11 protein-coding genes are annotated in these 13,481 nt (G+C 41.8%); 10 read left to right on the top strand and 1 reads right to left on the bottom strand.

All coding sequences use genetic code 11. The annotated features are described in order from the left end of the window. Positions 1-9 precede the first annotated feature (9 nt). The 10 genes from dnaB to EHR06_RS07225 all read left to right on the top strand — a co-directional run bounded on the left by dnaB (position 10) and on the right by EHR06_RS07225 (position 12,244). Entirely contained in the window at positions 10-1,332 is a 1,323-nt protein-coding gene (dnaB, locus tag EHR06_RS07270; RefSeq protein ID WP_135756381.1) for a replicative DNA helicase, read from the top strand. Positions 1,333-1,452: 120 nt separating this feature from the next. Then, positions 1,453-3,258 carry an aspartate--tRNA ligase gene (gene aspS, locus EHR06_RS07265; protein ID WP_135756380.1) on the top strand — a complete coding sequence of 602 codons (1,806 nt, stop codon included), beginning with the start codon at positions 1,453-1,455 and terminating at the stop codon, positions 3,256-3,258. 4 nt (positions 3,259-3,262) lie between these two features. Then, positions 3,263-4,231, top strand: coding sequence for a PhoH family protein (locus EHR06_RS07260; RefSeq protein WP_135756379.1), 969 nt, complete (start codon positions 3,263-3,265; stop codon positions 4,229-4,231). Then, on the top strand, positions 4,231-6,639 hold the full coding sequence (locus tag EHR06_RS07255; protein ID WP_135756378.1) for an HD family phosphohydrolase: 2,409 nt from the start codon (positions 4,231-4,233) through the stop codon (positions 6,637-6,639). The genes EHR06_RS07260 and EHR06_RS07255 overlap by 1 nt, the downstream gene beginning before the upstream one ends. Positions 6,640-6,703: 64 nt before the next feature. Continuing rightward, positions 6,704-7,123, top strand: coding sequence for an rRNA maturation RNase YbeY (gene ybeY, locus EHR06_RS07250; RefSeq protein ID WP_425269491.1), 420 nt, complete (start codon positions 6,704-6,706; stop codon positions 7,121-7,123). After that, positions 7,096-7,869, top strand: a complete 774-nt coding sequence (gene recO / locus EHR06_RS07245; RefSeq protein ID WP_135756376.1) for a DNA repair protein RecO — start codon at positions 7,096-7,098, stop codon at positions 7,867-7,869. Before ybeY ends, recO begins: the two co-directional genes overlap by 28 nt. After that, entirely contained in the window at positions 7,862-8,119 is a 258-nt protein-coding gene (locus tag EHR06_RS07240; protein ID WP_135756375.1) for a hypothetical protein, read from the top strand. Before recO ends, EHR06_RS07240 begins: the two co-directional genes overlap by 8 nt. A gap of 20 nt (positions 8,120-8,139) precedes the next feature. Next, a complete protein-coding gene (gene argS, locus EHR06_RS07235) occupies positions 8,140-9,906 on the top strand; it encodes an arginine--tRNA ligase (RefSeq protein ID WP_135756374.1) in 1,767 nt (588 codons plus the stop codon). Next, on the top strand, positions 9,903-11,159 hold the full coding sequence (locus EHR06_RS07230) for a CinA family nicotinamide mononucleotide deamidase-related protein (RefSeq protein ID WP_135756373.1): 1,257 nt from the start codon (positions 9,903-9,905) through the stop codon (positions 11,157-11,159). The genes argS and EHR06_RS07230 overlap by 4 nt, the downstream gene beginning before the upstream one ends. After that, complete coding sequence (locus tag EHR06_RS07225; RefSeq protein ID WP_135756372.1) at positions 11,156-12,244, top strand: hypothetical protein; 1,089 nt, start codon at positions 11,156-11,158, stop codon at positions 12,242-12,244. The genes EHR06_RS07230 and EHR06_RS07225 overlap by 4 nt, the downstream gene beginning before the upstream one ends. 241 nt (positions 12,245-12,485) lie before the next feature. Here the strand turns inward: EHR06_RS07225 and EHR06_RS07220 are convergent, their stop codons facing one another. Beyond that, the gene (locus EHR06_RS07220; RefSeq protein ID WP_135756371.1) at positions 12,486-13,481 is read right to left on the bottom strand and encodes a response regulator transcription factor; all 996 of its coding nucleotides are present in this window, start codon (positions 13,479-13,481) and stop codon (positions 12,486-12,488) included.

Below are 13,481 nucleotides of genomic sequence, written 5' to 3'. Positions count from 1 at the left end.
GGAGCAAAAATGCAAGCCGACTCCTTGTTTGAACTGGAATCCGAGAAGTCCTTTCTCGGATTTCTGCTTCTTAAAGGAGCGGATAATCTAATCGATATTCCCCTCGTTCCTGAGGATTTTTACCAAGATACAAACAGAAGAATTTACAAGGCAATCCTGGACCTTGTGGACAAACGGATCGCAGTAGATCCTGTTTCCGTCCTAAACTTCTTAAAAGAAAATTCATTACTTAAAGATCCGGAAAGAGAATACGAATATATTTATTCTCTTTATAAGGATTCTGTAGTTTCCCATCCTCTGGGTTACTATGCGGAAAGGATCAAACGTCTTTCCGAAAGAAGAAAATATTCTAAATTATTAATGAACGCCCTGGAGTTGATCCAGAAAGAACCGGGCGAAAACGAGTCGGTATTCAATCAGATCGAACAAAGTCTTACGGATGTTTCCAGATCTGCGGATGTAAAAGGACTTCTTCCTGTTTCCGGAGATAAGGCGGCACTTTCCGAATATATCAAAGATATCATGGAGAGTAGAGGCCAGATCAAAGGTCTCAGGACTAATTTTACTCAGTTCGATGAGATGACTTCCGGCCTAAAAGAATACGAGATGATGGTCTTGGCTGCAAGACCCGGTAACGGTAAGACCACATTGGCACTGAATATCGCATCCAATGTTGCTCTGATCCATAACCGACCGGTGGTGATCTTCTCCTTAGAGATGAGTAGAATGGAACTTCTGCTCAAACTTGTGTGTTCTTATGCCCAGGTGGAATCCAATAAATTAAAACGTTCCGAAGTGACCAAGTCGGATGCTCCCAAGCTGATCGATGCAATCATTAAGGTAACTTCTTCTCCTATTTATATAGATGATTCAGGCGCACTGAGTGTGGACGACTTTAAGGGAAGAGTCCGTAAACTTCTCACCAATGAAACACTTGGACTCATTATCGTGGATTATCTCCAGCTCATGAACGACCCCAAAAATAGGGACGGGGGAAGACAACAAGAGGTTTCTTCGATTTCCAGAGCGCTTAAGCAGATGGCAAAAGAAGCAAGATGTCCGGTGATCGCACTTTCTCAGATGAACCGATCCATTGAGCAGAGATCCAAGGACCAAAGACCTCAACTTGCGGACTTAAGAGAGTCGGGTGCGATCGAACAGGACGCTGATATTGTTACATTCATCTATCGTGGAGAGAAGGGAAAGGACGAAGAGGAAGATCCTAGAATGAAGGGAATGGCGGAGATCATCATCGCCAAAAACAGGTCCGGACCAACCGGTTCTTTTCCACTTGCCTTCCGACCTGAACTTTCCAGATTTGATAACGTGTAGTCCCGGCAAGGCCGGAATTTACGGGACCGTCTTTATTAATCGAAATGCGGCTCGATGTGTCTGTTCTGAAAAATATTTGGAACAAGTTATTATATTAATAAATAAGGAACTGGAATTTCTTTGGAAGATTGGATTTTAGAAGGTTATAAATCAAGAGCCTGGGCAGGAGAAGTAACTGATGCCCAAGAAGGAAAAACTCTCACTCTATTCGGTTGGTCTTTCCGATTCCGGGACCAAGGCGGGGTCATCTTTGTGGACCTCCGGGATAGAACAGGGATCCTGCAAGTAGTATTGCGTAAAGAGATCCTGGGAGAAAACTTCGCGGCTGCGGAGAAGATCCGCTCCGAATACGTGATCGCTGTCCAAGGAAAGCTCAAAAAACGTGATGCGGAAAGTATCAATCCCAAAATGAAAACCGGTACGATCGAGCTTGTTGTAGATCAGCTTATTATTTTGAACTCCGCAAAAACTCCTCCATTCTCCTTGGATGAATTCGAAGAGATTTCCGAAGAGAACCGACTGAAATACAGATACTTGGATTTCAGAAGGGACGAACTCAAAAACAGAATGATCAAACGTCATGAGTTCGTATTCGCAATTCGTAATTATCTAAACTCTCGTAAGTTTGTGGAGATCGAGACTCCAATCCTGAACAAGTCCACTCCGGAAGGTGCAAGGGACTTTTTAGTACCTTCTCGCTTGAACCCGAATTCATTCTATGCTCTTCCACAATCTCCTCAGATCTTCAAACAGATCCTGATGGTAGGTGGGATGGAGAGATATTTCCAGATCGTAAAATGTTTCAGGGACGAGGACTTAAGAGCGGACAGACAACCTGAATTCACTCAGTTGGATATGGAATTCTCCTTTGTTTCCCAAGAAGAGATCCTCTCAGAGATCGAAGGTCTATTCTCCCAAGTGATGAAGGATGTGTTCAGTCTGGATTTCAAGGGTCCATTCTCTAGAATGCCTTATAAACAAGCCATGGAAGAATACGGTTCCGATAAACCCGACCTTCGTTTTGGAATGAAACTGGTAGATGTTTCCGAAATCGTAAAAGATTCGGATTTCCAAGTATTTGCCGGCGCGGTTGCAAACGGTGGAGTAGTAAAAGCGGTTTGTGTTCCCGGCGGTTCCGTAATTTCCAGAAAAGAGATCGAAGATCTGACTGCTTGGTTGAACAGAGATTACAAAGCAAAAGGCCTCGCATACATGAAACACGGGGCAGAAGGTTTAGAATCTACTATTACAAAAAGATTCACTCCGGATGCCCTTTCCAAAATCGCAGGCTTAGTCGGCTCTAAAGAAGGAGACATGGTCTTTTTCGGAGCGGATGAAAGAGAAATTGTAAACCATTCTCTAGGCGCACTTCGCCTGAAACTTTCGGAAAGATTTGACAAACCTGCAGAAGGAAGCTTTCATATTTCCTGGATCGTGGACTTTCCGATGTTCGAATGGAACAAGGACAGCAAACGCTGGGATTCTTTACACCACCCGTTCACTTCTCCCGGGGATTCCAGTTTGGAAATTTTTTCTTCCGAGGAAAGACTCCAAAAAGAAGCGGGAAATGCACTCGCTAAAGCCTATGATCTGGTGCTGAATGGTGTGGAGATTGGTGGAGGTTCCATTCGTATCCATTCCAAAGATGTGCAGACTCGAGTCTTTTCCACTTTGGGGATCGGACCAGAGGAAGCTAAGGAAAAATTCGGCTTCTTATTGGAGGCCTTGGAATATGGGGCACCTCCTCATGGAGGGATCGCGTTCGGTATCGATAGGATCTTGATGCTGATGACCGGCGGAAAATCCATCCGAGATGTGATCGCATTCCCTAAAACTCAGAAGGGTGTTTGTTTGATGAGCGAATGTCCGTCTGAAGTGGAAGAGAAACAGCTCCAAGAATTGAAGCTTAGGTTGATAAAGGTTTAATCGTATCAGGAAAGAACAATTTACTTTCGAAAACCAAGACCTGTATCGTAAGATCTGTGGGATCAACGATACGGGTGTCAAAAATTTGGAAAAACAATTGGAGATCGATCTAATCCCTAGGGGGAACGGTTTTCAAGTGGAAGGAATTCCTACAAAGGTGGAATTCGCATTGGATTTTTTCAGATTATTGGAAACCAATTATCGGGACAGACCGGACCGTGATTTTACGGACCAATTCGATTTCGGTTATCTTCTTAAACAAGCTACTCGGGAAAAGAAGAAGGAAGAGCGTAAGTCGGATGACGAGCCCTTCAAACCTACCGAAAAGATACTCACCACATACAAGGGAAAACATCTTTATTCCAGGACTAAAAACCAGGAAAAGTATATTCAATCTTTCTTAAATAATCTGATCACATTCGGGATCGGTCCCGCAGGAACTGGAAAAACGTTCCTATCAGTCGCAATGGCTTGCAGATTTTTACAGAACGGGATCGTGGATAAGATAGTATTAACAAGACCTGCGGTAGAAGCGGGAGAGAATCTTGGATTTTTGCCAGGGGATCTAAACCAAAAAGTGGATCCATATCTTCGTCCGGTTTATGATGCATTGAACGAATGTATCGGTTTTGAAAAAACCCAAGAATATATCGCGCTTACTAAAATAGAGATCGCACCGGTTGCGTTTATGAGAGGAAGGACTCTTTCCAAAAGTTTTATCATTTTGGACGAGGCTCAAAACTGTACTCTTGCTCAGCTTAAAATGATTATGACCCGTTTGGGCCGTAATTCCAGGATGTGTATCTCCGGGGACGTGACCCAAATCGACTTAGAACATGGTAGATCCGGTTTCGATCGTGTGGTAAACTTGTTCAGACAGACGGAAGGAATAGGCCAGGTGTTTTTCGGAAAAGAAGATATCACTAGACATCCGCTGGTAGAAACCATCGTGAGGAAGTTCGAGGAATTGTAATGTTTCCTTTGGGATCACTATTAGAAAGAGGGATGGCTTGGATCACGGATACTTTGACCAAGATCCGTCCGATCTCTTTCGTGAGAAAATTCCAGGTGATCCTCACTGCGATCACTTTGATCATCGTGACTTGGATGCTCGCGATCCCATTTTTCGGTCAGGACAAAATTAATTTATCTCAAGACGGTCCTTATTCGGAAGGCAAAAACGCTTTAGAAAAAGTTGTCTCCACTAAAGATATAGTTTACGAAGACGAAGAAAAAACAAAGGCCAAAAGACTAAAGGCATTTCAATCCGCTCCTAATTTTTTCGATAGAGATTATAGAGTTCTAATAGAGGTGATTCGCCCTGCCATCCAAGAAGATATGGAGAAGTATAGGGAACCGAAACCTACTGGAGAGGTGAAAACTTCTGCGGAATTACTGACTGCAATTCCAAGATGGAAGAATAGATCCAAAGAAGAATTGGATCTGCTGCTTAAGACCCCCGGAAAGTCCAGGGTCAGAGATCTTGTCCAACAATATAGTAATTTAGTTTTTTCTAATTTTTGTATTTTAAGAGATCAACCTGGGGATTATTCCGCGATCCGTTCCGCGGAAGCAAGAGTTCGTAATTCAGGTGCGAGCGGAAATAAGGAACAAATCTCTTCTGTAGAGGGAACTCTTGTAATCCCTCGTATGTATTTATATAGGGATAGTGCTACTATAGATACCTTGAACCGTTTGGCCGCGGAGAAGTTGCAAGCCACAGATCCTCAACTTTTATCTGTGATCCAAAAACTTGCGCTCACTTATGTGTATTCTAATCCGGCTTGTACTTATAATGCGGAAGAAACTAAAAATCAAAAACAAGCCGTTATGGACAGAACGGAACCTGTTAGCAGCAGGATCAATGCGGGGGAAACCATAGTAAAAGCGGGTGAGATCATCACTCCTGATATCTATCAGAAATTACTAATAGTAAATAGATATGCAACTCGTGCAAATATCGCATCCATCATCTCCATTCTTCTTATCCAATCCATTTTTGTAATTATAGTTTATGCATTCTTGAAGAAATATAACCCGAAACGATTGAATGACGTATCCAGTAATGTGATCGTATTCACTTTGATCTGGTCTTTGGTGTTATGGGCTTACTTAGCTTCCAAGGCTTTTTTTAGTTTTGAGAATAGTTACGATTCCGTGTTTTACTTCGCACTTGTGATCCCTACCGGAATGGTTTGTCTGATCTTGTCAATGATCTATGATGAACAATTGTCGATTGCGATCGGATTCTTTCTGTCCTTCTTCGTGTTTGCAGCTTCCAGATATAATCCTACTTCTTTCATTTTAGCGTTCGTAATGACTGTGGTTGCGGCTACTTACGGAAGGAAGATGAGAAAGAGGATCGATTTTATCAAGGCAGGGTTCTATATGGCCTTGGTCCAGATATTGATCTCTTCTTCCGGATATTTATTCGATTCGAGGAATTATTGGGTAGCGGTTCCATCCGGTTCTTATCTGAGAGATCTTTGGGAATCGAATATATTCAGATTGTATTTATTATGTTTAGTGAATGGATTCGTTTGTTCCACTTTGACTCAGCTGCTTCTTCCGATCTATGAGTATGTATTCAATATACCTACCAGATTTAAGTTGATGGAACTTGCGGATACTGGTCACCCATTGCTGCAGGATCTACTGACCAAGGCACCTTCTACCTATACTCATACATTCTTAGTGGCAGCTATGTCCGAAAGAGCCGCTCAAAACTTGGAACTGGATTGGCTTCTAACCAGAGTTGGCGTATATTTTCACGATATCGGTAAGATCCCGAATGCAGGATTTTTCGTAGAGAACCAACACTTAATCCCTAAAAAGGAAAATATAGATAAGAATAATCCTGCGAAAGCCGCGAAGATAGTGATCGATCACGTCCTGGACGGGATAGAGATGGCTAAGAAGGCGAGGCTTCCAAGAGAAGTGATCGATTTTATTCCGGAACATCATGGTACTTCTACCATGGCGTTCTTCTATCATAAGGCGCTTGCTGAACTTTCTCCTTCTCAAAAGAAAAAATTAAAAAAAGCGGATTTCCAATATCCGGGTCCTAAACCTCAAAGAAAGGAAACTGCGATCGTGATGATTGCAGATAGTTTGGAAGCTGCAAGCAGGTCCTTGGAAGAAGTGACTCCAGAATCTTTAGATGCACTTATTACTAAGATCGTAAACGGAAAATTGGCAGAAAACCAATTGGACGAATGCGGACTTACATTAGGAGATCTGGAAGTTGTAAAATTTTCCTTTAAGGAAGTTCTTCTCTCTAGTCTTCACTCTAGACCTAAATATCCTAAACCCGAGGATACAAAAGCTTTAGAAGAGAAGAACAAAAATATTCTGGGGAAACACGCCCCTAAGAGTCACTGACTTGTTTGAGTTCTCTTCGGATTTCGATCCGAATTCTCTTCCTGACTGGTTATCCGAATCCGCTCTGGGATCCCGCTGGAAAATTTTAAGTGCATTCTCTTTTCCTAATATAAATACTCATCTTTCTCTGGTTTTGACGGATGATGAATCCATCCAAGAATTGAATCGAGTCCGAAGAGGAAAAGATTACGCGACCGATGTTCTTTCCTTTCCTTTAAGTTTTGATCTGACTCCTTGGGAACTTCCCCCAAACAAAAAAGAGAACTTCGGACCGATCCTCAGCTTAGGAGAGATAGTGATCTCTTGGGATACATGTAAGGCCCAAGCTAAGAGTATAGGTCATAGCGAAGAAGATGAATTTTTTAGATTATTCGTGCACGGTTTTTTACATTTAATCGGTTACGATCACGAACGTGGAGAAGAAGACGAGGCTCTAATGAAGGAGAAGGAGGATCTATGTCTGGATCTAGTCCTGGGGCCTTAAAAAAAACGACCGGCATTGTGATGGAAAGCCGCATTCTTCCGGAAGGAGATGCATTCCTGCGACTTCTACCGGAAGAAGGAGAAGTAGGAAGTTTCCGAGTAAAGGGGATCAAAAAAAGTAAAACAAGACCAATCGCCGCAGTGGAACCGGGATCTCTTACCGTATTAGATTATTATTTCACCCAAGGAAGAGAAACATTTAACGTAAAAGAGATCGGGTTGATCAGAAGATTCGATAAGGCAAAAACAGGATATTCAGGAACTGTTTTGGTTTCTTATCTGGTGGAACTTGTTTCTTCCTTCTTAACGGAAGGAGGATCTCATCCAATGGAATATAAACTTCTTCTAGGCGCCTTAAAAGAATTAGATGAAGACGATTATAAACCTGTGTTCCTCCCTTTTTTTAAACTGAAATTATTATATGTGGGCGGCTTCTTATCCAAGGAAATGGAATGCGCGAGCTGCGGAAAAAATCTCTCAGAGATCCAATCTTGCAGCTTGGACGAAACCCATTTTGAGATAGTATGTGGAGACTGTGGAAATCCTAAACCGGACAAGTATGGACTCGTATTATTCGTCCAAGATTGTTTGGCCTTGAGATACAGGGACCTGAAGGACAAAAAGATTTCCCTTGAACTCCTGAAGGAGGCGGATAGCTTAAGCAACCGGGCCTTAAAACCGCTTCTTGGAAGAAGACTGAAATCGGAACCTATGCTGTACGAATCCTTAGGGGAAAATCTTGGATAAACTTTTTAAAACTGCATTTTTACTTATCTATACCGTGGGCCTGATCTTTCTGATTATCCTTCAGGAAAGATGGGGGAAGAAGGATATCCCACCTCGTCCAGTAATGGCCGAGGCCGGGAGAAATTGCCAATATCTTGAATGTATCCTCAGGGAGAAAAATCTGGTTCTCGGGGCCCTGGATAAAAGTTGGAAACTGATCGGAAGCAAAAGATTGTTTCCGGATTGGGATGATAACTCCCCTAAAAAATAGGAACTACTACAAAAGATAGAATGAAAGAAACGGAAACTCTTAAACAACTCGTTTTAGAAGCTTTAAAGGAAGGAGTAAAACTCTACTGCGAAAAAGAAGCGCCTAACGTTTCTTTTGAGGATCTTCGCATCCGAATAGAATATTCCAGAGAAGAATCCTTCGGAGATTATTCCACTTCTTTCGCTTTGGAAAATTCAAAACTTCTGGGCAAAAAACCTTTGGATTCAGCCGCAGTTCTTGTGGGCTATCTTCAGGCAAAAACGGATCTATTCGAAAAGGTGGATTTTACTCCTCCTGGTTTTGTGAATTTCAGGATCTCTCCTTCTTTTCTGATCCGTTTCTTGGAAAATACGGTCCAGAAAAAGGATATTTTTCCTAAATTAGAAAATCCTAAAAAAGTAAATTTAGAATTCGTAAGTGCGAATCCAACAGGACCTTTAAATATCGTATCCGCAAGAGCTGCAGCTACCGGAGAAGCATTTGCGAATCTACTCAAGGCAGTAGGTCACTCAGTAGATAAGGAATTTTATGTAAACGATTATGGAAACCAGGTGTTTTTACTCGGTGTTTCCACTATGGTCCGTATCCGAGAAGCTTTGGGAGAATCTTCTTCTATCCAAGAGAATGCAGAAGACGGTAGGTCTATTGAGGAATTACTTTCCCAAAACGTGATCCCTGCAGAAGGATATAGGGGGGATTATCTCAATATCATCGCGAAACAATTATTAGAAAATCCGAATACTGAAAAAGAGATCAAATCCCATCTGGAGAAAAAGGAATATTCTGCTCTTGCTGAAAAATGTTCCCGTTGGACAGTCGAATCTAATTTGATCTGGCAGAAAAAAGATCTGGATCTATTCGGAGTAGGATTCGATAGATTTTTCTCCGAGACCACACTTCATAGGTCCGGAAAAGTTTTGGGAGTGCTCGAGAACTTAAAAAAATCCGGCAAAGTTTTTGAAGAAGAAGGCAAACAGGTCTTTAAATCCGAAGATTACGGAGACGATAAAAATCGTGTAGTGGTTCGGGATGATGGACGTCCTACATACCTTCTCGCAGACATAGCGTATCATAGTGATAAAATTTCCAGAGGTTATGAAAAGATCATAGATATCTGGGGGCCGGATCATCATGGATATATAGCAAGGCTTGCAGGTGCAGTCCAGGCATTAGGTTATCCTAAGGAAAATTTCCAAGTAATCATTGCTCAACAAGTGAATCTTCTCATGGCCGGACAGAAGATGAAGATGAGTAAACGTGCGGGAGAATTCCAGACAATGGAGGATCTTCTGGGTTATTTAGGAAAACATGCTAAAGATGTGGCACGTTATTTCTTCACAATGAGGTCTTTGGATTCTCCTCTGGATTTCGATCTGGATTTGGCAAAGGATGAATCCGATAAAAATCCAGTATTCTATCTGCAATATGCTCATGCGAGAGTTTGTTCTATCTTTAGAGAAGTAGGGACAAGCTCCGATGCTAAAGCATTAGAAAATCTTGAAATGACGGAAGAAAGGAAAAGGCTTCTTTTCTGGATATCTCGTTTTCCGGAAGAAGTGTTGGATGCAGCGGCGACTTTAGAACCTCATAGGATCGCAAACTATCTCCAAAATCTTGCAAGAGCGTTCACTCAATTCTATATAGCAAAGAATAATCGACTTAAAGAGTCGGACGAGTCTACAAGACTGGGACTCGCAAGAATTTGCCAAGCAACTCGCGTTGTACTTGCAGAAGGTTTAGCTCTACTTGGAGTTTCCGCTCCGGAAAGATTGGAGAAAGAAGATTGAATTCGCCTAGGGTCACAGTCATTTCCACAGGTTCAGAGCTGACTGCGGGAAGAAGCCAAGACACAAATTCTTCCTGGATCGCGAACGAACTTTTCGGATTAGGATATTCTACTCAAAAATTCCTGGTATTGCCTGATGATCCTAAACTGATCCGAGACGAACTAAAAAACTTAGCGGCCGAGGCTTCTAGGGAAAATCCGGTCCTTCTTGTAATGACAGGCGGTCTTGGGCCTACTGAAGACGATTATACTTTAGAAGTGGTATGTGAACTCACTTCTTCCCAGCCTATATTGAATGAAAAAGCACATGATAGACTGCAAGCATTGTATAGGCTTCGTGGAAAAGGATTCCAAGAGGCGCTGACCACGGCATTAAGACAGGTTTCTATTCCATCTAATTCTACCGTTTTGAATAACTCAGTAGGAATTGCTCCGGGCTTTTGGTCGGAGCTCCAACCAGGTGCTTACTTGGCATGTATGCCTGGAGTTCCATCCGAGATGGTGACAATGTTCAAAGAGGAATTGGTCCCTTTGATCCAAAAACAATTCCATTCAGGAGAACTATATTCAGATTTTCTGTTTATCTGGGGAATGAGTGAGTCTTTATTCCAACAGGAATTTATAGAAGGGATTGAACCATTAAAGAACGGTAAAGCAGTCTGGGGAGTGGCGGCTAAAAAAGGATTTATCCGTGTCACCTACCAATCCGAAAACAAAAGTTTAGTCGAAGAACTGATCCAAAAGACCAAAGAAAAATACAGCGGACTTTGCACCGGAGATTTATTCGAAGAATTTCCAAAATTTCTCTCCGAAAAAAAACTCACCATAGGAACGATCGAAAGTTGCACAGGTGGACTTGCAGCCAAGATACTTACGGACCGTGCAGGTTCTTCCGATTACTTTTTAGGATCTGTAGTCAGTTATTCTAATCTGATCAAAGAAAATATAGTAGGCGTCAAAAAAGAAACTCTCGAAGCTCACGGTGCAGTGAGTGAAGAAACCGCAACAGAAATGGCAGATAATGGAGCAAGGCTTCTTGGAACGGATCTGGCAATTAGCATTACAGGGATCGCCGGTCCTGGCGGTGGAACTCCTGCAAAAAAAGTAGGGACCGTATTTATAGGAACCCATATCAAGGGTGAAAAAACGGAAGTGAAGGAACTCTTTCTTCCTTTCAAGAGAGAGCTTTTCCGAGAAGTGGTGGCCGCTACTTCTCTTTATCTAATGTACAATCGATTGAGGAAACTAGTATGATCTCTCGGATCCTTACTTTAAGTCTTATATTCTTTTTAGGATTTTATTATTTTTTAGGGAATCCTTATGAGTCCGCGAGAACCGTACAAAAAACCTGGTATTGGAATAAAGAATCTAAGTTAGCCAGCTTTCCCGATCCTCGCAGTGATTTTGATCCGGAGAGGATCATCAACGGATACAAAACGAAAACTTCTTATATCAGAATTCCTTGGGGAGAATCCATTCCAACAGACGATTCACTTAGAATAGAATATCCGCTCAGAGCTAAAGGATATTTAGCTTACAAAAAGATCGGTAGTTCTGTGGAATTTTTTTCGGAAGCAGGAGAACTTCTTTGGACCAAGGATTATAAAAGTTATCCTCGTATCCATCCTGATGGGAGCCTGGTCCTATTTTTATCCGGAGATAATAACCAAGTTTTAGTTTCCGATATTAACGGAAATTCTCTCGGAGCCAAAAAACTGGACGGTAGATTTTTGACCGATATATCATTTGCTCCAAAAGGAATTTCTAATGGAGAAACCGCAGTCCTATTTTCCGGTGGAGAATTATTTCTTTTAGATGGAAAGGGAGAAAAACTTTTCGAGGCTAAATTAGGGGAAAAGGAACCGGTCTTCGCAAAAAGTCTTTCTATTTCTTCTAACGGACAGAAGATCGCAGTTCACTTCCTGAAAAACAATAGAGATTTTATTCGAGTGTATGATAGGGACGGATCAGAATCGGAAGAATGGAATCTTGGTAGAGTGATCCCCTACAAAGTGAATCTTGCTGTTTCAAATAATGGGGGAGTGCTTGCAGGCTTCTCCGATAAACTGACCTTATATTCTAAATCCGGAAAAACGATCTTCGAAAAAAATCGAAGCAAGGCGCAGTCGGTTTACCAAACTGTATTCAATTCCGGAGCTTGGTTTGCCGGAGAATGGGAAGGAAACTTATTCTTCCTAGATGAAGAAGGATCTATCCTGAAAGAAGAAAAGATCCGCACCGGAGAAAAACCGTTTCGCTTTTATTCTTCTGGCCGCAGTGGAGAAGCGTTCTTAGAAGGCGGATCCGACATTGTGCTCTATAGAGAATTAGAGAGATAGATTTTAGAGACGCGGTTTTATTGGCACGCAGAGGCGCTAAGTCGCAGAGAAAACAGATTTATTGATGTTGGAATTCCAACATCGTTTACAATTATGAATTTGTGTTTATATCTTTTGTGTAGGAGTTCCAACACACGTTATTATCATTTTTATGCTCTAAAAACTCTGCGGCTCCGCGTCTCTGCGTGAGAAAACTCTGCGTAAGAAAATCTCAGCGACTCTGCTCACTCTGCGCCTCAACTCAAACCTCATAAATCGACAAAGACTTATAACCTTTATTGGTCTGCTTATCTAATAAAGCGATAATCTCAGTCCTTGTGTCCTTCTCAATATTAAAGATCAACTGATCCGAGATCTCCCTACAAATATACAAACCGCGACCATGAGAATCCGCAAGACCTGCTGGCAAACCGCTAGGACTGTCCACAGTGATATGTCTGTCCAAACGTTTTAAAATTTCTTTTTTGTTCAAAGAGCCGAAATGATCTCGGACCACAACAATATAAGAATTCTCTGCTATACCGTAACCGATCTCAAAATAATCGGTTTCTGCGAGTTGTATATGTTCTAATGGGACCAAAAGATCCCGAGAAGGAAGCTCATACTGGTATTTTGAATTTCCCTTAGAGTCTCTTGGTGCGCGGATCATTGCATTAGAAGTAAGTTCTTCTAAAATTTGATGAACTGCGTTGGGTGCTCCCTTTTCGATCAGGAATTTTCCCACTCGATTGCAGATATAATTTCTATCCTTATCGGAACTGATCTTACGAAATACGATCCCATTTTCCGGTGGAACTAGGAATACTTCTTCCCCATCTCCTTCTAAGATCTTGAAGTCCGGACCAAAATATTTTTCCACACCGAATATATCTTTGTACAGAAGTTTTTTGACCATCACAGTGATCAGATTAATGTCCAAGAAGGAATATTTAGGAATGATATTCCAGATATCGTGTTGGTAAGCGAAGTTTATATAATCATTAATATTATAAGCTGTCATTAAGGAATACTGGACGGAAGGGTATTCCTTTTGGATCGTCTTGATCAGATCCAGTCCTGATTTTCCAGGCATACGAATATCTGTGATGACCAGATCCACATGTTCGTTAGAAAGGATTTTGACTGCCTCATCGTAGTTTTCTGCATCGAAAACTTCGTAATCTCGGACCAGGATATCTTTTACCGCCTCCCGGATGGAATGTATATCTTCTACTACTAAGATACGACGATTGGACAA

Origin of the sequence: Leptospira dzoumogneensis, assembly GCF_004770895.1 — a bacterium.
GTDB classification, from domain to species: Bacteria; Spirochaetota; Leptospiria; order Leptospirales; family Leptospiraceae; genus Leptospira_B; species Leptospira_B dzoumogneensis.
The sequence above is the reverse complement of the archived record's forward strand: the minus strand, read 5'-3'. Positions and strand labels throughout refer to the sequence as shown.

Bases quoted from the DNA above. Each gene is read 5' to 3' on its own strand.
- dnaB (WP_135756381.1), top strand. From the start codon at position 10: ATGCAAGCCGACTCCTTGTTTGAACTGGAATCCGAGAAGTCCTTTCTC.
- EHR06_RS07255 (WP_135756378.1), top strand. From the start codon at position 4,231: ATGTTTCCTTTGGGATCACTATTAGAAAGAGGGATGGCTTGGATCACG.
- recO (WP_135756376.1), top strand. From the start codon at position 7,096: ATGTCTGGATCTAGTCCTGGGGCCTTAAAAAAAACGACCGGCATTGTG.
- argS (WP_135756374.1), top strand. From the start codon at position 8,140: ATGAAAGAAACGGAAACTCTTAAACAACTCGTTTTAGAAGCTTTAAAG.
- EHR06_RS07225 (WP_135756372.1), top strand. From the start codon at position 11,156: ATGATCTCTCGGATCCTTACTTTAAGTCTTATATTCTTTTTAGGATTT.